The sequence below is a fragment of the Bacteroidales bacterium genome, assembly GCA_014860575.1.
Taxonomy (GTDB): domain Bacteria; phylum Bacteroidota; class Bacteroidia; order Bacteroidales; family JAAYJT01; genus JAAYJT01.
Map to the genome: position 1 here is coordinate 152,693 of JACZJK010000020.1, position 19,516 is coordinate 172,208.

The window sequence follows — 19,516 nt, forward strand, 5'->3', positions numbered from 1 at the left end:
AATGGATATGTTACAGTTAGAGACGCAATGCATTGCGTCTCTAACAGGGCGTAAATGCCACATGGCAATTTATTATTCATATTTCAAGGCCTTCACCGGATTGGCAACAGCGGCCCTGATGGCCTGAAACGATATGGTTGCTATGGCTATTATCAGGGTGAGGATAGCGGCTATAGCAAACATCCACCATTGCATGTTTATGTGATAGGCGAAATTTTCGAGCCAGCGGTTCATAAAATACCAGGTAACAGGCCATGCAATAAGGTTGGCAATTAACACCCATCTTAAAAAATCACGGGTCAGTAAAAGTACAATGCCTTTTACCGACGAACCGAACACTTTACGAATGCCCACTTCTTTGGTTCTTTGCTGTGTTGTAAACAAAGCCAGCCCCGACAAACCAAGGCAGGCAACAAAGATTGCAAGGCCGGAGAAAAACAAAAACAGCTTGAATAAACGCTGTTCTTTAGCATATAGCCGGCCAATAGAATCATCAAGAAAACTGTAAGAAAACGGAAAGCCCGGTGCAAAGGATTCATAAACCTTTTCAATGCGATTAAGTGTTTGTGTGAGGTTGTGTCCACTTAACTTTACATTGATATAATTGCTCCAACCGGGCATATAAGCCAACACCAGCGGGCCAATACCATGATGCACCGGCAGGTAGGAGAAATCTTTTACTACCCCAATTACAGTGCCGTTCCAGAACCTTACCCCAATTGGATTTTCCAGATTAAAACGTTTTACAGCTGTTTCGTTCAGAATATAAGTATTGTCGCGGTCGGTTGGCATTTTTTCATCAAAAGCCCTGCCTTCAACAATCTCAAAACCATAAACATTCAGGCATTCGGGATCGAGCGTGAGTGCATTCACCCGGCGTTCAACTGTATCAACTATTCTTCCCCATCCCATGCCAATACGGCCGGGTACACTGCTGGAGATTCCGACATATTCAACTCCCGGAATTTGCTTCAGTTCACTTTTAAACGATTCAAAATCGCGGGGGATATGTCCTGAGCTTGAGAAATAAATAATGTTGTTGCGGTCGAACCCAAGGTCTTTGTTACGGGCATACTCCATCTGACTGTAAATAACAATGGTTGAAAGGATAATCGCTGTGGAAACTGCAAACTGAAAAACAATCAGGATTTTCCTGAGCGTGCTGCCGCGCTTTCCTTTAGTGGCTTCACCTTTCATTACCACAATGGGTTCAAACCGTGCAAGATAAAAGGAAGGATACAATCCGGCAAGCAATCCGGTTGCAATGGCAAATCCAATGATGATAGCAATAACCACCGGACTCGTATAAAAATTAAATTCTATTCCCGATTGGGTAAGCTTGTTGAATTCAGGAACCATAATCTCAAACAATACCAGGGCTAGTATAAGCGCCACAAGGCTGAGCAGTACCGATTCGGTCAGGTATTGCCTGACAAGCATATTACGCGTGCTTCCCATTACTTTTTTAAGACCCACTTCGCGTGCACGCCTGAAAGCCATGGCTGTGCTCAGGTTAATGAAATTGATAACGGCTATGAACAAAATAAACACTGCAATGGAAATATAAATCAGTATAAAAGACAGGTTGCCTTTATCCAACCCATCATAAGGAATGTGCCGGTTAAAATAAATGTCAGATATCGGGCGTAAAAGAAAACCAAGTTCCACATCAGTAAAACCAAGCCTCTCACTTGCCATCCTGTCCATCCCGGCTTCAAATTTATTGCTGACAGCACTTATGTCGTGATCTTTATGAAGAAGTGCCCAGGTATAGTAATTCCAGTTATTCCAGTCGTTCAGCATGGCCGAATCGCGCATAATTTGTGGTAATGCGTGGAAAGGGATCACCGCTGTAGGTTTTATAATGCTGTTGTCAGCTGGATCGACCATGACAGCGGTAACTTCAACTGTGAAATCGTTGTTTATCACCAGGGTTTTACCAATAGGATGCTCATCTTCAAAAAACTTTTTTGCTTCGCTCTCCGTTAGAACAATACTCATCGGATTTACAAGCGCAGTAGCCGCGTTGCCATGGATCAGTCCAAAGCTGAAGATATCGAAAAAGCTACTGTCAGCGTAATACAGGCTTTTTATCCATAATTGCTTTTCATCAATTTTCGCCAGTGTATTGCCGCCGCCTACATCTACACGGCAGATTTCAAGAGCTTCGGGTAATACTTCCCGGGCAAAGCTTGCTACCATGCTTGCCGTAATGGCGTACTGTGCAGTTTCAATGCGGTAAATCTCATTATAATTCTTGTGAAATTTATCAGTTTGAAATTCCATGTATACATAAACTGCAATAAGCAGAAACAACGCCATGCCCATGCCCAGTCCTATTATATTTACCAGGGTATAACCTTTCTGCCTCATCAGGCTGCGGATGGAGAATTTAATATTGTTAGTCCGGAAGGCCATAAGGATATAATTTGTGAACATAATGATGGATTTTGTAATGCCGGTAATCCAATATTATACCACGCTTTATTAAACTTTGGTTAATAGATAATTACATATATTTTGGGTAAAGGGAAATCCATCAAAGTGTTCGTATGGGAGCAGGAGATTGTACGGAAATGTACACAGGGTTCAGCAGAGACGCCATGCATGGCGCTTCTGCATGGCGTTTTTACAATCAACGAATGATGAACAATTCATTGTCATCTACGGTTATAAGAAGTAAAAACGATTATGGCACGCACACCCACAAACATGATACCCCTGGGCTTTACCGCCCCTGATTTTACACTTCCTGATGTTGTATCGGGAAAAGAACTTTCGTTGAGCGGACTCAAATCTGACAAGGCTACAGTAGTGGCCTTCATCTGCAACCACTGTCCTTTTGTGAAACACATTATCAAGGAAATGGTGCAGGTGGGCAAAGACTATATTCCCAAAGGCGTTTCGTTTGTGATGATCAATTCAAATGATGTGGAGAATTACACCGAGGATTCGCCCGAGAAAATGATAGTTTTTGCAACTCAAAATGATTTCCCCTTTCCTTATCTTTTCGATGAAACCCAGGAAGTAGCCAAAGCTTACGATGCTGCCTGCACCCCCGATTTCAATGTTTTGGATGGCGAAGGCAAAGTGGTTTACCGCGGACAATTTGATGCTTCTCGGCCTGAAAATGGAATGCCAGTAACGGGAACTGACTTGCGCAACACACTTGATCTTCTCTTAAAAGGTGAAAAGGTTCCTGAAGAACAACTTCCGAGTATTGGCTGTAATATAAAATGGAAGGTGCAATTGTAAGCGCCGTTGCTGATTTCAATGTTGAGTCCCCTCGAAATGGTGTTTTTTGCCACGAACCTGTCCGCCGGGGTGGATGCACGAATAATGAATTCTAAAATACAGACAATCACTGATATCAAACGGACTTATTTTAGATAATCTCACGAATAATGTCTTTTCAGAACAGACTCATACCTAATGATTATACCTGCCGCTGAATATCGGCAACATCCACCAGTTTATTCAGGATCGCGTAAACCGTAAGACCCGAAACCGTTTTGATACCAAGTTTGCGGGTGATGTTTTTCCGGTGGGTCATTACTGTATGCGTACTTATAAATAGCTTTTCAGCTACTTCTTTGTTGGTCTGACCCAGGGCCAGCAACTGCAAAACCTTCTTTTCCTGTTTGCTGAGATCCCTTGAACTGCAGTTGTCATCTTCATCATGGCTCAGTTGGTTGACCCAGGTTTCAATTTTCTGGTGAATCGAATCAAATTCCTCAAGGTAAGAGATCACATCATAAAACTTCGCATTGGCCAGGCCATACTCTTGATCAGGAGACAGGGCAATAAACCGCGTTGTGGACGTTCCCGGAAATTCATTTATTAAATTGAAATCATTGGTTAACCTAAGTAAGGCGGTATCCAATATGGCATAATCGGGTCTGTAATGCTGCACCTGGTCAGTGAGCATAAAATTATTAGTAATTTGTTTCACCACTTCTGCATGAGGTCTTTGCTGGATCAGACCATCGAGCGCCGAGCGCATCAGGAATGAAGGGCTTGCTATGACGAAACTTACTTTTCGCATAGCGCTCATTCATTTTGAAGATTTGATGATCCTGATCTGCTTTTACTCGCAGTGAGTTTCTTTTCCATCATCTTCACCTTTGGAACCAGCACTTTATCTTCAATTCTTGCATGATCGCGTAGATCGCTTTCAAGTTGAAATAGGGCATCAAGTATCTTGTTGCAGAGATTGCTGTTCAAAGGCGAATCAATGTACTTAATGATGATGTTTTTGAGATCAAGCAACTGGTCTTCGAGATTGCTGTGTTCTTCAATAAATTCATACATGCTGTATTCTTCATTAAGCTTTTCAGTTCCTGATTCCTGCACTATTCCATCAAGCTGGCGTTGTAGCGACAATACATAAGGGAAAGTGCCTTGCTCTTCAAGTTTGAGGTGATCTTTCAGCTCGGCAACATAATTGCTGAAAAAGCTGCTCAGCAGTTCGGAAGTATTCCTATGCTCCGGACCTGTATTCTCAACCAGCCTGTCAATAAGCAATTGCAATTCCGGAACCTTCACTTCAAGATAATAATGATGGGTTGCACTTAAATAATTAATGATCATACCTGCATCAAATTGCTGAAGATGGCTTGCCGGGAAATATTTCTCGTCATGAAATGCATTCACTATTTCCAGAAAAAACCTGGTATCAACATTAAAGGATCGGCATACTTCATCAATGCTTTGGTCGCCGAAGCCCAGCCTGATGCCGAAGCGGTTAATTACTGGCAGAAGCCGGGGATCAAGATGGATCAACCCGGCCATTTTCATATCGCCGTTGATGGTGCGTTGTGTCATTGTTAGTTGTTTATATCCGGGTTCAAAAGTAACAATTATGTCAGACCACTGTTCATTGATTTTCTGAAGCCGGATTCCGATATTGAAGACAACCAATTGTGATTCTATGATTTAGCAACTCCAGCGGCATATTCCTTGTGGTAATCCGGTAAAAAAATACCTAAAATGAGGGATTGTACTGATATTTGAGTGGGATTAGTTTTGTGCCCTAAATAAAAAACCAATCAATGAAAGCCACAATATCACTCCTAACCCTCATCATTCTATTGTTTTCTCCAAATGCCTTTGCCGGTTCAGAAAATGTGCGAACCACAAGAGTCTTCGGCAAAGTTGAGAGCCTGTCAGGAACGGCTTCGTTTGTTAACGTTTATGCTAAAGGCACTCATCATGGCACAGCCACAAGCGAAGATGGATTTTATCAGTTGCAGCTTACACCCGGCCATCATACCTTGCGTGTGCAGGGAATTGGTTACCAGGCAGTGGAAAGGGAGATTGTGATTGCAGCTGATCAGGAACTTGAAATAAATTTTATAATTGACCCGGATATCCGGATGATAGAAGAAATTGTTATATCGGGCAGCAGGGTAGGGCAGTTGCGGATGTTACCAGGATCCATCAGCGTGATAGGACAACAAGAAATGAAAGATAGGGCGCCATTGAGTGGAAATGAATTGTTAAGAGGAATTTCGGGTTTGAACGTTGTGGAAGAAGAAGGCGCTGGTTTGCGTTTAAACATTGGCATCCGCGGGCTCGACCCCGATAAAAGCCGTACCGTACTTATACTCGAAGATGGAATCCCGGTAGCTTTGGGGCCTTATGGAGAACCTGAAATGTATTTTACACCAGCCATTGAACGCATGGCCGGTCTTGAGGTTCTCAAAGGCAATGGACAAATACTTTACGGGCCGCAAACCATTGGTGGCGTTGTAAATTATATCACAGCCGACCCGCCTGCTGAAAGCTCCGGCAATGTTCTGATCCGTGGTGGCGAAGGAGGTTTTTTTACCGGCCAGTTCAATTACGGAAATACTTTCGGTAATTCCGGCATATTGGTGAATTACCTGCGCAAACAGGCCGATGCATTGGGGCCAACCACTTTCCAGCTCGATGATCTTTCGCTGAAATACAAAACGACCCTCAACGCACGTTCCGGTCTTATGATCAAGATGGGGGTTTATGATGAGAATTCCAATTCAACCTATATCGGGCTTACCCAGGCCATGTATGATGAAGGTGGAAATGATTTCACGGTTTTAGCGCCCCACGACAACCTTGATGTTCGGCGTTATTCGGCAAGCGCCGTGCACAATTACCGGATCACAGAACAAACAAAACTCAAAACAATACTTTTTGGCTATACAACCACCCGCAACTGGCGGCGCCAGGATTTCTCGGGCTCTTCCACGGCTTCCAACCAAACGGGTGTTGTTTTTGGCGATGAAAGCTTATCAGGTGGCGCTATTTACATGCGCAACAGCACCGGCAACCGCAACCGGCAATTCGAAGTTGCTGGTATCGAACCCCGTTTGAGTAGCCGCTTTTTTATCGGAACCATGCAAAACCACCTGGATGCCGGAATTCGCTTTATGTTTGAGCGTGCTTATGAACAGCGGGTGAATGGCCAAATGGCCGATGCGATTTCAGGGAATCTGCAGGATGATGAAATCAGAACCGGAAAAGCCGCAAGTGCATATTTACAAAACAAGTTCCTTGTTAGCGAACGCCTGGCATTTACTGCAGGATTCCGTTTCGAAAGCCTGTTTTATGAAAGATCCATTCTCAGGCTCGGCAACAAGGATACACTTCTTGGTACAACGGGCAACGTGCTGGCAGCAATTCCCGGCGCCGGGTTTAATTTCAGCGCCAGCGATCAGGTTGATATTTTTGGCGGCATACACCGTGGGTTCGCACCACCTCGCATCAAAGATGCCATAAGTAACAGCGGGGAGGATTTACAACTGGATGCCGAAAAAAGCTGGAATATGGAATTAGGCAGCCGCACATTGCTCGCAGGGGAAGTTGAACTTGAACTAACGGCATTTTATATGGATTTCTCGAACCAGGTGATTCCGGTTTCAGAATCATCGGGTGGTAGCGGGACTGGATTGATCAATGGTGGTCATACACGCCATACAGGAGCTGAACTAAGCCTTTTTGCGAACCGCATAGCACTTGCAGGCAGCGGATATTTTGTTGGGTTCAGATTAAATGCAACCTACGTGAAATCAGTTTTCAGCAGCGAGCGCCTGATCATCGAAAAGATAGCAAAGGGCAGTGCCGCGGACACCTTGTTTGTAAACGTTGAAGGCAAGCGCACACCCTACGCCCCCGAATGGATGCTGAATGGCCATGCAATGCTTGATTCTCCGTTTGGGCTCGGATTGAGGATTAGTGGCACTTATACGGGCGCGCAATTCACGGATGTGCTCAATACACGAAATGTATTTGATTTTATCCAACTCTCTGCAAGCGACCCAGATTATAAGTACATGCAGGCAACTGCCAACGGCCAGATCGGTGAAATGGATGCATTCCTTCTCTTTGATGCTGCGGCTTATTATGAAATTGGCGATACCGGACTGGAAATTTCAGCAACTGTTAAGAACCTTTTTAACGAACGCTATATTGCCTCACGCAGGCCACAGGGAATCCGGGTTGGCTTGCCGAGAATGCTAATGATTGGCCTCGGCTGGAACTTTTAGTACACATCTTTTACCTTTTGAAGCACCCTTTCTGCAGGGTGTTTTTCGTCATTCACCGGAATAGATTTTACCAGGCTTTATCGCTGGTTTAGTTTTGCCAAACCATATATTTCGCGGCAAGATGAAAACTAATAACACGCTAACTTACTCATTAGAAAACGGATCGGATAATGCTGAAAAGTATTATGAGGATGTTGAAAGATTTACCAAGGTAGTAATGCAGGTTTGTGAAGAACAGGCAGGCGACCTGGTTGACGAATACCTTGTGTACCGCACTGAGCAATATCCTGCGCAAAAATTACTCAGCCGCAATGAATATCTTTTTGAGGCACTATTGCTCGGTGTTTATTACCGGAGATATGGCGGATATACAAAAGGATCAACATATTTGTCGAGGGTTTTTATGCAGGGCCTTGCTTCTCTGCGCCGTAAGGGTGGAATTTACAAAAAAATAGCTGATTCAATGAGGGGGCGCTTTGGTATGGCGCTTTTAATGAAAGAGAAATACAAGCACAGCTTTCTTTTTCCGTCAACCCCGAATCTTCAACGCCTTATTCATTGGCTTGAAGCTACAGCAGAGTTCAGGCCCGAAGCCAGAAGAATCAGAAACTGGTATGAATTCCTGAAGTCACTTTCAGCAATTGAATCATCCGTTTATCTTTCCGTAGCAGGCCAGTTGGCCGATTGGTTCGAAGCCTATGCCGAAAAAAAGATGGGCGCTTATACCCAGCACGTGAACGACTTCCTTGAAAAGGTTCGCACCTCATACCTCCACCGCGAAGATGCCATATCTGTGAACAAGACAAGTGTGGAGTATCATTTGAACATGCTGGCTGCAGAAGTGATGAATGAAAGTAGTTTTGAAAATTTTATGAAAACAAGGAGGAAAGTGCTGCTACTTCCGCCCTGCATGAGAGGCAGTGCCGCAGCCGGATGCAAGGCCACGGTGAACAGTCCTGAAGGCGATAAGTGCAAAGCTTGCAATGAAAACTGTGCGATTAACCGATACAGAAAACTTGGGCAACAACATGGGTTTGAAGTATTCATCATGCATCACGCTTCCAGACCACCCGATTGGCTGAAGGATAATACCAATGGGCAAACCGCTGTGGTTGGGGTTGCCTGCCTTACGAACCTGGTTTCTGGTGGATGGACATTACAGGAATTAAACATCCCGGCTCAATGCGTGGTGCTCAACAGCAGCGGATGCAAACATTGGCGAACGGTGGCTACTGCCACAACGTTGAATGACACGGAACTTGTAAGGAAATTTAATGGCGGAAGAGCTCCGCTTCTCAACCGTCCCGTTTCGAACAAGAGAAAAGAACTGATCGCCTGCAACGCCTGAACCTGAAATTCAGTTAAGATGGTACTTTTGGCTTGAACCAAAAGTACCCAAAAGTTCAAGGCTTAATAAAAACTCCTTGAATTCTACGTCAGGTTTTGGCAGCGCAGCACGAACCGTGCCGCAGTAAACTTATGTTTTCATAGTGCAGAGAGCAGTGCGGCACTACGCGTGCTGCTGGCGCAAGGCCCGCCCTGAGAAATGCATGTGTTTATCTTCGTAGTTTAGTCTGGTAGCTTTCTCAGTGCTAAGCCCGCAAAACCTTCCTTGTATTACTACGGAGTTTTTATTATGCCGATCAGTCCTTCCGCCATTGAGCGAACCCAAAATTAGCTTCGCGGCCTGTGGTACTTATTAATTATTACAATACATTTGCCTCACTTTTTTGAAAGTGTTCTGTAATAGTTTAAATAAATTAAATCAAACCGTATGAAAGAAAACGTCAAAAAACTACTGAGCGAGTCAAAAACGGCCCGTTGGATTGCCCTCGCACTTATCTCATTAACAATGTTCTTTGCTTACTTTTTTGTGGATGTTGCTGCACCTCTTCAAAGTTTGCTTGAACGTAACCACGGATGGACACCAGAAACTTTCGGCATGCTGGGAGGTTCAGAGTTTTTCCTGAACGTTTTCGCCTTCTTCCTGATCCTTTCGGGGATCATACTGGATAAGATGGGCATTCGGTTCACAATTATTACAGCAGGCCTGGCAATGGTTGTGGGTGGAGCCATCAAGTATTATGCGCTTACCGAAGCTTTTGCCGGAACCGGTTTGGCCAATTGGCTCGATACTTTCTGGACGGTCGTTCCTTCTTCAGCCAAGCTGGCTTTCTTCGGGTTTGCTATTTTTGGTATTGGTGTTGAGATGGCGGGTATTACTGTTTCAAAAACAATTGTCAAATGGTTCAAAGGCAGAGAACTGGCCCTGGCCATGGGACTGGAAATGGCGGTGGCCCGATTAGGCGTTTTTGCTGTATTTCGCCTTTCTCCTATTTTCGCCGAAAATGGTGGCGCAGTCAATGCCATCTTCTGGGGAGTTGCTTTCCTTATGGTAGGTTTTCTCACATTCTTTATTTACACCTTTATGGATGCGCGCTTCGACAAGGAAAAAGGTGTTGTTGCCGGCTCTGAACCCGAAGAGGCTTTTCGCATAAGCGATCTCTGGCTGATCCTGAAAAACCCTGGCTTCCTGGCTATTGCCGGATTATGCGTGTTGTTCTATTCGGCTATTTTCCCGTTCCAGAAATTTGCAACTGATATGCTGGCCTCCAAACTTGATATCAATATCAAAGATGCTGCAGCCATGTTCTCATACTTCCCGATCGGCGCTATGGTTCTTACTCCATTTATTGGCGCATTCCTCGATAAGAAAGGTTGGGGGGCTACCATGATGCTGTATGGGGCTATTCTGCTTACTGTTTCGCATTTAATTTTTGCGCTTGTACCTGCTGCAGCGTTTACTCCATTTATTGCATATGCCACCATTGTTATCCTTGGACTGGCTTTTTCACTGGTTCCTGCTTCAATGTGGCCTTCCATTCCCAAGATTGTAGAAGAGCGATTCCTGGGTTCAGCATACGGCTTAACATTCTGGATTCAGAATATCGGCCTGCTGGCCGTACCCATTCTGATTGGTTGGGCGCTTACTGCCTCCAACCCTGGTGTAGCCGAGGCTATCGCAAGCGGAGACCTCAATGCAAAATATAATTATACTGTGCCGGAACTAATTTTCGCTGGTTTTGGTGTACTGGCGATGATCCTTGCACTAGTGCTCAAAGCAGTAGATAAGAAACATGGTTTTGGCCTTGATCTACCAAATAAAAGAAGCTAAAAACCTTCAGTAAAATTAAAACGGCTGACTTCCGCAAGGAAATCAGCCGTTTTTGGTTCAAAGTTTAAAGTTCAAGGTTCAATGTTCCAGTCGCTGAGCTTGCTGATCCGCGCCGGGTTAAATGTTCAAAGTTCAAGGCTCCGGGTTGAGTACAATCTAACTTAGATGTGGACTACTACTGCCACTGCCGCTGTTTCGGGTTCAAGATTCAAGTTTCCGGATCTCTTCATCTCAAATTCTCAAATTCTCATTTTCTCCTAGTCCCTCAGTCTCTTGTCTCCCCATCTCTCTATCCCTAAGCCCCAAGCTCTTCGCTATCAACCCTTATACCTCAGCCACTTCCACAACTCCGCATAATCCACCTTTTTGCCGTACATCAAAATTCCGGTGCGGTAGATTTTTGCAGCCATCCAGGTAGCGCCCAGAAAGCCAAGAACAAGCAGGGTTGCCGATAAGGCAAGGTCGAAAAACGGCACGCCGAAAGGAATTCGTATCATCATAATCACTGGTGAAGTGAGCGGGATGATTGAGAACCAGAAGGCAATAGCGCCATTGGGTTCGTTAATCACATACTGTGCCATCACAATGGCGATGATCAACGGTATTGTGATCGGGAACATGAACTGTTGAGAATCGGTTTCGCTGTCAACGGCCCCTCCGATAGCCGCAAACAAGGCTGCATACAGCAGGTAACCACCAATGAAAAAGAAAAGGAATGAAAAAATGATGGTTCCGAAATTAATTGAACGGACGCCTTCGGCAACCTGAGCCATCATAGAGTCGTCCATCTGCATGGTGTCCTCTGTAATTTGAACCGGGCTTGCAATGCGGCTATCGGTTACAAGCATTTTATCGGTTTGCGGGGCTTTGAATTTTGAAGGAAATGCTGTTTGAAAGCCAACTACGATCAACAAAGTGAGTACGATCCAAAGCAGAAATTGAGTGAGACCTACCATGCCAACGCCAATAATCTTGCCCATCATTAACTGAAATGGCTTCACTGACGAAACAATTACCTCCACGATGCGACTGGTTTTTTCCTCGATTACGCCACGCAACACCTGGCTTCCGAACATGAAAATGAAAATGTAGATCATGAACGCGGAAGCAAAACCCACAATGGTTGCTACTTCCGAGAATTTCTTTTCCTCTTTGCCGCCTTCGTGCAGTTTGATGGTCATCAGGTTCACACTGCTTTTGATGGATTTTACAATATCCGGATCAAGACCCGAAGCGGCCAGTTTCAGGCTTTCCACTTCGCGGCGCATGGTGCTGCTGATATGCGATTTCATGACCATGGTTGGCTGTTTGTCGAAATAAAGGAATGCCGAAGTGGGAACGCTTAATTCTGTTGCTGGAATGTACAACAGGGCGTCATCGCCGCTGCGTGGAAAATGCTGCTTGGCAGTCTCAATATCGGTAAGCTGTGGTTTGAAGGTAAGTTGCTCGGTATCTTCGAAGCGTTCAATGAACAGTCCGGTTTCATCAACAACCTGTATGGTTTTGGTATCTCCCCCCATTTGCGATAAATACACCGGCACAATAAACAATGCTGCCATCAGGATTGGGCCGAGGATTGTCATTACAATGAATGATTTTTTCTTGACCCTTGTAAGGTATTCCCTTTGTATGATAAGTGATATTTTGCTCATGACTTTCAGGCTTAAAGGTTGTTTGCAATTTCGTTAACTGTAGATTTGCCGGTGGCATCGCTCACCTTTTGTATAAAGATATCATTCATGGATGGCAGTATTTCCTGGAAACTGTGGATTTCAACATGAGGTAGCAGGTTCTGAAGCAGTTCGTTGGGTCTTGTTTTTTCAGGAACCTTGATCTTATATAATTTCAAACCTTCGTCTTCTGAAGTTTCAATAACATTAAACCCGGGTTTCAGCACCTGGTTCAAATCGCCGTTCAGCGAATTGCATACTACTTTGAATGTGTTGCTTTTGTAATCCTGACGGATGTCTTTCACACGTCCTTCAAGGATTTTCTCTGATTTGTTGATCAGGGCAATATCGTCGCAAAGTTCTTCAACTGAAGCCATGTTGTGGGTGCTGAAGATGATGGTTGAGCCTTCCTTGCGCAGCCGCAGAATTTCCTCTTTCAGGATGTTGACGTTGATGGGATCGAAACCGCTGAAAGGTTCGTCGAAGATAAGTAAGCGCGGTTCATGAATCACAGTAACAATGAACTGTATTTTTTGCTGCATGCCTTTTGAAAGCTCTTCCACCTTTTTATCCCACCACCCCTGTATGTCCATTCGTGTGAACCATTTTTTCAGACGCAGGTCGGCTTCGTTCCTGCTCATACCTTTGAGACGGGCAAGGTACAGCGCTTGTTCACCGACTTTCATTTTTTTATAAAGTCCGCGCTCTTCGGGCAAATAACCGATTTGCTCCGTGTGTTTTGGAATGAGCCGGGTTCCGGCAAAAAACAGCTCACCTTCATCGGGCGCGGTGATCTGGTTGATGATCCTGATCAGCGTTGTTTTACCAGCGCCATTGGGACCCAGCAAACCAAAGATACTTTGCTCGCGAACGCTGATGCTAACTTTGTTTAGCGCCAGATGGTTCGCAAATTGTTTAACTACATTGTTGGCAGTAAAGAGTTCCATTGTTATTGATTGAGTGGTTTTTGAAGAAGTGATCCAAAAAGAATATCGAAGATTGTTAACGTGTTCAGATTATTAATGTTTGCATTGCGCAAGGTTAAAAGCGCCTGTAAATATCTTACATGTTTAGGAGGCAGCAATTCTTTTTACTGAAAATATTCCCTCATCCGTTCGTAAAAGTTCTTTTCCTTGCCGGTAGGGCTGGGCTGAAAATTCTTTGAATCCCTGAGTTTCTCAATAATTGCGCGCTCTTCTTTTGAAAGCGCCTGCGGGGTCCAAACATTTATTGAAACCAGCAAATCGCCACGCCCATGACTGTCAACTGAAGGCAACCCCTTGCCCTTTAAACGCAATACTTTACCGGATTGTGTTCCAGGCTCAATTTTAATACGGGCACGGCCTTCAAGGGTAGGAACTTCAAGGCTTTCGCCGAGGGCTGCCTCGGAGAAACTCACATAGTGTTCAAAAAACAGGTTTTGGCCATCGCGGATCAATTGCGGATGTTTTTGCTCTTCAATCAATACAATCAGATCGCCGGGAATGCCACCCCGCGCGGCGGCATTTCCTTTGCCGCTCACGGAGAGTTGCATTCCTTCAGCGACTCCAGCAGGAATATGAATGCTGATGACTTCCTCGCCCCTAACAATGCCATTTCCGGCACAGGCCGGGCATTTATCGCTGATGGTACGCCCATCACCCCCGCAAGCCGGACAAGTGCTTGTAGTTTGCATCTGACCAAGAAAAGTGTTGGTAACACGCGTTACCTGCCCCGAACCATGACAGGTTGAGCAGGTATTGTACGATCCTCCGCCACGGGCGCCGCTTCCGCTGCATTCGTTGCAACCGACATATTTCTGAACTTTAATCTTTTTCTCAACGCCTTTCGAAATTTCTTCGAGCGTGAGCTTAACTTTCACGCGAAGGTTGGTTCCACGGTTCACACGCCTGCGCTGTTGCGATTGCCTTCCGCCGAAATTACTGAAACCACCGAAACCGCCAAATGCATTTTCAAAGACATCGCCAAACTGGCTGAAGATATCTTCCATGCTCATGCCGCCTCCGCTGTATCCGCCACCGCCCATATTCTTCAGGCCGTCATGGCCAAAACGGTCGTATTTAGCGCGTTTGTCGGCATTGCTTAACACTTCATAAGCCTCGGCAGCTTCCTTGAAGTTTTCTTCGGCTTGCTTGTCGCCCGGGTTTTTATCCGGGTGATATTTCAGGGCGCACTGCCGGTAGGCCTTCTTGATAGCAGTTTCGTCAGCGTTGCGTTCAACACCCAATATTTCGTAATAGTCTCTTTTTGCCACAATTGCTTCTCCAGATAAATCTTTTAATTTGTATTACGAACCCACAACAACCTTTGCAAAACGAATAACCTTGCCATGTAGTTTATAACCTTTCTGAACCACATCAACAATTTTATCTTTTTGGTTTTCGTCAGTAGCAGGGAAATGGCTGATTGCTTCGTGAAAATCCGTGTCGAATGCCAGGCCCATAGCCTGCATTTCTTCCAGTCCTTTGCTTGTAAGGGTTCTAAGCAGTTTGTTGTAAATTAGTTTTATTCCTTCTATAAAGGCATCATCCGCGTTATTGTTCAGGTTTTGCAGTGCTCTTTCAAGGTCATCGAGTACGGGCAGTAACTCTGATATAACCTCTTCCGATGCTGTTTTGCTCAACTCAATCTTTTCTTTGATGGTTCGCTTCCGGTAATTGTCGAACTCGGCATGCAGCCTGAGATTGCTGTCTTTGAGCTCATCAACCTGTTTTCTGAGTTTTATTTCCAGCTCGCTTTGTTTCTCTTCAACTGGCTCTTGTGCTGAACCAAAATTTTCTTCCTGCTTCATTTCGTTCTCCTTAGTTTCGGGATGCTGCTTCTCGGTTTTTTTCGATTTCTTCTTTGCCATGGTCAAGCGGTATTTTATGTTTGTTTTTGTTTGAACCAATAAATAATGTTGCCACAATTCGCAGGCAGCAGGCGGAAGCTTATCAAATAACCTGCCAGCAGCGTGTTTGCGACAAATTGACATTGAAATGAATTTTTGTGAAGTGTGCTTTTGCCCGCATGGCTTCCATCATCAATTGATCCGGTTGATGGATGCCCCCAATTGTCTCAGGCGCTCATCAATGTTTTGGTAGCCTCTGTCAATCTGATCAATATTATCAATGATGCTTGTGCCTTTGGCTGAGAGCGCCGCAATCAGCAGCGCCACGCCAGCACGGATATCAGGCGATGTCATCCTTACCCCGCGCAACGGATACTTGCGGTTCAAACCAATCACGGTAGCGCGGTGGGGGTCGCAAAGAATAATCTGGGCTCCCATATCTATAAGTTTGTCAACAAAGAACAGCCGGCTCTCAAACATTTTCTGATGAATAAGCACGGTACCTCTGGCCTGAGTTGCCGTCACCAGCGCGATACTGATAAGGTCAGGGGTGAAGCCCGGCCAGGGTGCGTCAGCAATGGTCATGATGGAACCATCCAAAAAGGTTTCTACTTCATAATGATCCTGGGCCGGAATGTGAAGGTTCAGGCCTTGCTGTTCCATTTTTATTCCAAGGCGTTTAAAAACATCAGGGATTATCCCCAGCTCCTGAAAGTCAATGTTTTTGATCGTGATATCCGATTGGGTCATGGCTGCCATGCCAATAAAACTGCCAATTTCAATCATGTCGGGCAACATGGTATGCTCGCAGCCTTTGAGCGCGTCAACACCTTGTATTGTAAGCAGGTTGGATCCCACACCACTGATCCTGGCTCCCATGCGGTTGAGCATGCGGCAGAGTTGGGCAAGATAGGGTTCGCAGGCTGCATTGAAAATGGTAGTGTTGCCTTTTGAGAGCACTGCTGCCATCAGGATATTGGCTGTGCCGGTTACGGAGGCTTCATCCAAAAGCATATAAGCGCCTTTCAATTTGCTCGCATCCACGCGATAGATTTTGAGATCCGGGTCATAATCAAATTTAGCCCCCAGGTTCTGAAATCCGCTAAAATGCGTATCGAGCCGGCGCCGGCCGATTTTATCGCCGCCAGGTTGCGGAATGTATGCCACTCCGAAACGTGCCAGCAGCGGGCCCATAATCATGACAGAACCCCTGAGACTGGCAGCCTTTTTCCTGAATTCCTTTGTTTTTAATATTTCAATATCAACTGCGTCGGCCTGGAATGTGTAGGAATGTGGTGTATGTTTTTCAACTTTGACACCCAGGTCCTGCAGCACTTCAATAAGTTTGTTTACATCAATGATGTCGGGGATGTTATGGATGCTGACTTTTTCAGGTGTAAGCAAAACGGCACACAATATCTGCAAAGCTTCGTTTTTGGCTCCTTGCGGGGTGATTTCACCGCTTAGCTGTTTTCCTCCCTGGATTTCGAATGAACTCATGGTTTGTGTTTTGTTTAAATTGGTTTAGAAGGTTTCGAGGGTTTAAGGGTTTAGTTGGGTTTAGAGGTTTAGAGGGTTTAGAGGGTTTAGAGGGTTTAGAAAGTTTAAAGGGTTTAGTTGGGTTTAGAGCGTTTATTAAAATTTTAGCCAAATTTCTTAAATAAGAACTCTTGTTATTTAAAAATCAAGACTGATTCTTTTATGAAGGATGTTCTTAGCCTTGTTGGCGCACATTTATAATTAATTGCGGAATACGGGGTGCTTTCTTATCGATAAGCACCGAGGCTGATGCGGTTGATAATGTTGATTGTCAGCACCGCAACGGCAATTAATTATACGATGGTACCGCCTGGTATTCTTTAACTTCCGTCATTTTTTCTTTTTATTCCCTTTCAATAAATTTTTCTCATCTCCATCAAGTTTCCGTTGCAATTTCTTCACATCTTCAGCAGGTGGAAGATTTTCTGGGACTATTCCTCTTTGTGTGAGCATATTTCTAACGGCAAAATTGTTATCAATATGTTCCTTTTCAATTTTTGTTTGTCCTTTCAAGTCTTTGCTTTGTACATTCAATCCTGTCATTTCTGCTGCCAGGTCTTTTGCTTTTATGCTGATTGTTGGAAGAAAATCAGCAACAGGTCGACTATCTGGCACTCTCATTTTGCGTTTGAGCATTTTGGTATTTAACCTAAATAAAGCTTGATCTCCTTTACTCCTAATTACGGCAAAGCCTTGGCTGTCAACCCCACGCTCATAAAGAATACCCGAAAGTTGTTTTTCAGTTTGGCTTAATTTCTCACGAGCTTTTACTCTTTCAAATTCCAGAATTCGTTTTTCAACTAATTCTGCTCTACGAGTTTGTACTGCAAAATAGTTTTGAGCAAACGCAATTTCCTCTTTTCTACTATCTCCATTTTGCGCAATCAGATAGCAAGCATACCGTGTTAAAAGAATGTCATCTATTTCTTTCACAGCTCCTTTTGGCATGGGTATCGTTTTCCTGATGTCAGGAAAATGATAATCCACTACTCCGCCAGCATTACTACATGCGTCCCTTGCTTTTTGGATTACCTTTTCAAAATTTTCCCATTTGCTATATCCTAATAATTCTTGTAAATCTCTTGCGCTCCAGCATTCTACACCCTCTAAATCTGAGGCAGCAGCCTCAAATTGAGCAAACAAATTTTTAATTTCGTCAGATTTCATTTAGCATTATTTTAAGCTCTGGAATTATCATTTTAGCAGTGTGACTGAAATTTTTCTTTATCACATGAAACCAAAACCCCTAAAAATAATACTCATAAGATTTTGGTTTTCATAGCCATCTATTTCGGTTTTTAAATGGTAGGCACTGTTTTAGCTTTAATGATAACGCCCGTGAGTATGAGTCTTTGCGTGATCAAGGTGCTGTGATGTCGAGTTGCCATAAGGTAACCAGAGGACCAACCCTCGCAAACCCTCTGCCAGCAATGGCTTATACACGCTAATAGCACCTAGCTTTTAATCATTATCTATCCAATCAATTACTGTACCGTTACATTCTGGCGCATTTGGGCAGCATATAAATTCAAAACAGGTTTCATCTTTATATACTTTATAAACGCCAACCGTAAAAATTGAACTGCAGTGAATGCATTCAATTCTATCTGTTAATTTAGGGGCGCCTTCAAAAGGGTAATTTTTTTCCAGATACTTTTGTTTGTCAGTGATAATTAATTCTTTAATCATTTGGTTTAATTGGTTGTTAAAAGGTGTCTGTTTCTTAAGCTGGCCGTTAATTCGTTTATATGTATGACAAAATCACACCAATACAACCCAAAATGGCTGTATATGTATGACTGCAATCATTTCTTTTCTCCTTTGAAGAAGTAAAAATAAAACAATTACCTAAGGATCATCGAAGGATGATTTTATTTTTTGGAGAATTTTAAAGTTACACGGGTGTATAACTCAGTGGGCTTGCCTAGTTTATGCAGCATTCTACTTCTTCCGGCCCCTGTTTTTCATTTGGGGCTTGGGAATGAATTTCTTTTTACTTCGCTGACGGGCAAGAATATCACTGGTTTCGTGCAATCGGGTTGTTTCACTGAGTGTGAGTTTACCCTTGGAAAGGTTGTTCAGGTGATCGGCAATGATGTCGTCGGTTACTGAATCGCGGTTCCAGTTCAGATAAGATTTTTTCAGGTGATTGGCAATGGCCCTGGTAAGGTTTTCCTTTTCGGTTCCTTCTTCTAGGTCGGCAACGGTTTCAATGATCCTGATAATATTTTTGCCATAATGGCGCAAGGGAATCTTTTCCTGTGCATAAGGCATGGGATTGGGCTTTTTCTCAAGCAGTTCCTTCAAAGGTTTTGGGTAGGGCGAGTCAACATCCAGCTCAAAATTGGTGATGATGTGCAGGTGATCCCAGAGTTTCGGGCGGGCATCGGGAGCATCTTTGATTTCCGGATGCAACTGCCCCATGATATGCACCAGGGTTTTGGCCATGCGGCTGCGTTTTTCGCGGTCTTCGATGGTGAGAAGATGGTTGGCCATTTTTTGTACGTTCCGGCCATATTCAGGAACGATAAGCTTTGAACGCTGACTGTTGTATTCCATAAAATGAATTAAAGGAGTTTAGCCTGGGTAAATGTGTGCGGCATTGAAGGTAAAGCGATTATTTGCCTGCATTTGAGTATTCGGCGGCAAAGTTACGAAATCTCTTTTGATTGAAACAAGTGTAAAAATTCTGGTGGCTGAGCTTGTCGAAGCCTGGATTGGTTTATTTGTCAATTTGTTAATTTGTTAATTGGTTAATTGGTTAAATGGTTGGAGT

At 44.2% G+C, this 19,516-nt stretch carries 15 protein-coding genes; 4 read left to right on the plus strand and 11 right to left on the minus strand.

Annotated features, from left to right (window positions below; all coding sequences use genetic code 11):
- Positions 1–72 precede the first annotated feature (72 nt).
- On the minus strand, positions 73–2,439 hold the full coding sequence (locus tag IH597_05485; protein ID MBE0661902.1) for an ABC transporter permease: 2,367 nt from the start codon (positions 2,437–2,439) through the stop codon (positions 73–75).
- Positions 2,440–2,691: 252 nt separating this feature from the next.
- On the opposite strand from IH597_05485, the gene IH597_05490 reads away from it, so the two are divergent.
- A complete protein-coding gene (locus IH597_05490; GenBank protein ID MBE0661903.1) occupies positions 2,692–3,255 on the plus strand; it encodes a thioredoxin family protein in 564 nt (187 codons plus the stop codon).
- A 181-nt stretch (positions 3,256–3,436) separates the two neighbouring features.
- On the opposite strand, the gene IH597_05495 is transcribed toward IH597_05490, so the two are convergent.
- Together IH597_05495 and IH597_05500 are read right to left on the minus strand one after the other, a co-directional pair.
- A complete protein-coding gene (locus IH597_05495; protein ID MBE0661904.1) occupies positions 3,437–4,045 on the minus strand; it encodes a response regulator transcription factor in 609 nt (202 codons plus the stop codon).
- 5 nt (positions 4,046–4,050) lie between these two features.
- Positions 4,051–4,824 carry a hemerythrin domain-containing protein gene (locus IH597_05500; protein ID MBE0661905.1) on the minus strand — a complete coding sequence of 258 codons (774 nt, stop codon included), beginning with the start codon at positions 4,822–4,824 and terminating at the stop codon, positions 4,051–4,053.
- A gap of 227 nt (positions 4,825–5,051) precedes the next feature.
- Between IH597_05500 and IH597_05505 the strand changes: the two genes are divergently transcribed.
- From IH597_05505 to IH597_05515, 3 genes are all read left to right on the plus strand, one after another.
- On the plus strand, positions 5,052–7,526 hold the full coding sequence (locus IH597_05505; GenBank protein ID MBE0661906.1) for a TonB-dependent receptor plug domain-containing protein: 2,475 nt from the start codon (positions 5,052–5,054) through the stop codon (positions 7,524–7,526).
- 121 nt (positions 7,527–7,647) lie between these two features.
- Positions 7,648–8,874 (plus strand): DUF116 domain-containing protein, encoded by a 1,227-nt coding sequence (locus IH597_05510; GenBank protein ID MBE0661907.1) that lies wholly within the window; start codon positions 7,648–7,650, stop codon positions 8,872–8,874.
- Between the two features lie 426 nt (positions 8,875–9,300).
- Positions 9,301–10,701, plus strand: coding sequence for an MFS transporter (locus IH597_05515; protein MBE0661908.1), 1,401 nt, complete (start codon positions 9,301–9,303; stop codon positions 10,699–10,701).
- A gap of 317 nt (positions 10,702–11,018) precedes the next feature.
- Here the strand turns inward: IH597_05515 and IH597_05520 are convergent, their stop codons facing one another.
- From IH597_05520 to IH597_05555, 8 genes are all read right to left on the minus strand, one after another.
- Positions 11,019–12,353: an ABC transporter permease gene (locus IH597_05520; protein MBE0661909.1), complete on the minus strand. Its 1,335-nt coding sequence runs from the start codon at positions 12,351–12,353 to the stop codon at positions 11,019–11,021.
- Positions 12,354–12,364: 11 nt separating this feature from the next.
- Positions 12,365–13,318: an ATP-binding cassette domain-containing protein gene (locus IH597_05525; GenBank protein ID MBE0661910.1), complete on the minus strand. Its 954-nt coding sequence runs from the start codon at positions 13,316–13,318 to the stop codon at positions 12,365–12,367.
- Between the two features lie 143 nt (positions 13,319–13,461).
- On the minus strand, positions 13,462–14,625 hold the full coding sequence (gene dnaJ, locus IH597_05530) for a molecular chaperone DnaJ (GenBank protein MBE0661911.1): 1,164 nt from the start codon (positions 14,623–14,625) through the stop codon (positions 13,462–13,464).
- A gap of 33 nt (positions 14,626–14,658) precedes the next feature.
- On the minus strand, positions 14,659–15,222 hold the full coding sequence (locus IH597_05535) for a nucleotide exchange factor GrpE (GenBank protein MBE0661912.1): 564 nt from the start codon (positions 15,220–15,222) through the stop codon (positions 14,659–14,661).
- Between the two features lie 171 nt (positions 15,223–15,393).
- Positions 15,394–16,701 (minus strand): UDP-N-acetylglucosamine 1-carboxyvinyltransferase, encoded by a 1,308-nt coding sequence (murA, locus tag IH597_05540; GenBank protein MBE0661913.1) that lies wholly within the window; start codon positions 16,699–16,701, stop codon positions 15,394–15,396.
- Between the two features lie 369 nt (positions 16,702–17,070).
- Entirely contained in the window at positions 17,071–17,907 is an 837-nt protein-coding gene (dinD, locus tag IH597_05545) for a DNA damage-inducible protein D (GenBank protein MBE0661914.1), read from the minus strand.
- Between the two features lie 294 nt (positions 17,908–18,201).
- Positions 18,202–18,429 (minus strand): hypothetical protein, encoded by a 228-nt coding sequence (locus IH597_05550; protein MBE0661915.1) that lies wholly within the window; start codon positions 18,427–18,429, stop codon positions 18,202–18,204.
- A gap of 252 nt (positions 18,430–18,681) precedes the next feature.
- Complete coding sequence (locus IH597_05555) at positions 18,682–19,299, minus strand: DUF4290 domain-containing protein (GenBank protein MBE0661916.1); 618 nt, start codon at positions 19,297–19,299, stop codon at positions 18,682–18,684.
- Positions 19,300–19,516: the final 217 nt, after the last annotated feature.

Excerpts from the sequence above, each read along its gene's own strand:
- IH597_05490 (MBE0661903.1), top strand. The coding sequence starts at position 2,692 with ATGGCACGCACACCCACAAACATGATACCCCTGGGCTTTACCGCCCCT.
- IH597_05535 (MBE0661912.1), bottom strand. The coding sequence starts at position 15,222 with ATGGCAAAGAAGAAATCGAAAAAAACCGAGAAGCAGCATCCCGAAACT.
- IH597_05555 (MBE0661916.1), bottom strand. The coding sequence starts at position 19,299 with ATGGAATACAACAGTCAGCGTTCAAAGCTTATCGTTCCTGAATATGGC.
- murA (MBE0661913.1), bottom strand. The coding sequence starts at position 16,701 with ATGAGTTCATTCGAAATCCAGGGAGGAAAACAGCTAAGCGGTGAAATC.
- IH597_05550 (MBE0661915.1), bottom strand. The coding sequence starts at position 18,429 with ATGATTAAAGAATTAATTATCACTGACAAACAAAAGTATCTGGAAAAA.
- dinD (MBE0661914.1), bottom strand. The coding sequence starts at position 17,907 with ATGAAATCTGACGAAATTAAAAATTTGTTTGCTCAATTTGAGGCTGCT.
- IH597_05510 (MBE0661907.1), top strand. The coding sequence starts at position 7,648 with ATGAAAACTAATAACACGCTAACTTACTCATTAGAAAACGGATCGGAT.
- IH597_05500 (MBE0661905.1), bottom strand. The coding sequence starts at position 4,824 with ATGACACAACGCACCATCAACGGCGATATGAAAATGGCCGGGTTGATC.
- IH597_05525 (MBE0661910.1), bottom strand. The coding sequence starts at position 13,318 with ATGGAACTCTTTACTGCCAACAATGTAGTTAAACAATTTGCGAACCAT.
- IH597_05505 (MBE0661906.1), top strand. The coding sequence starts at position 5,052 with ATGAAAGCCACAATATCACTCCTAACCCTCATCATTCTATTGTTTTCT.
- IH597_05495 (MBE0661904.1), bottom strand. The coding sequence starts at position 4,045 with ATGCGAAAAGTAAGTTTCGTCATAGCAAGCCCTTCATTCCTGATGCGC.
- IH597_05485 (MBE0661902.1), bottom strand. The coding sequence starts at position 2,439 with ATGTTCACAAATTATATCCTTATGGCCTTCCGGACTAACAATATTAAA.
- IH597_05520 (MBE0661909.1), bottom strand. The coding sequence starts at position 12,353 with ATGAGCAAAATATCACTTATCATACAAAGGGAATACCTTACAAGGGTC.
- IH597_05515 (MBE0661908.1), top strand. The coding sequence starts at position 9,301 with ATGAAAGAAAACGTCAAAAAACTACTGAGCGAGTCAAAAACGGCCCGT.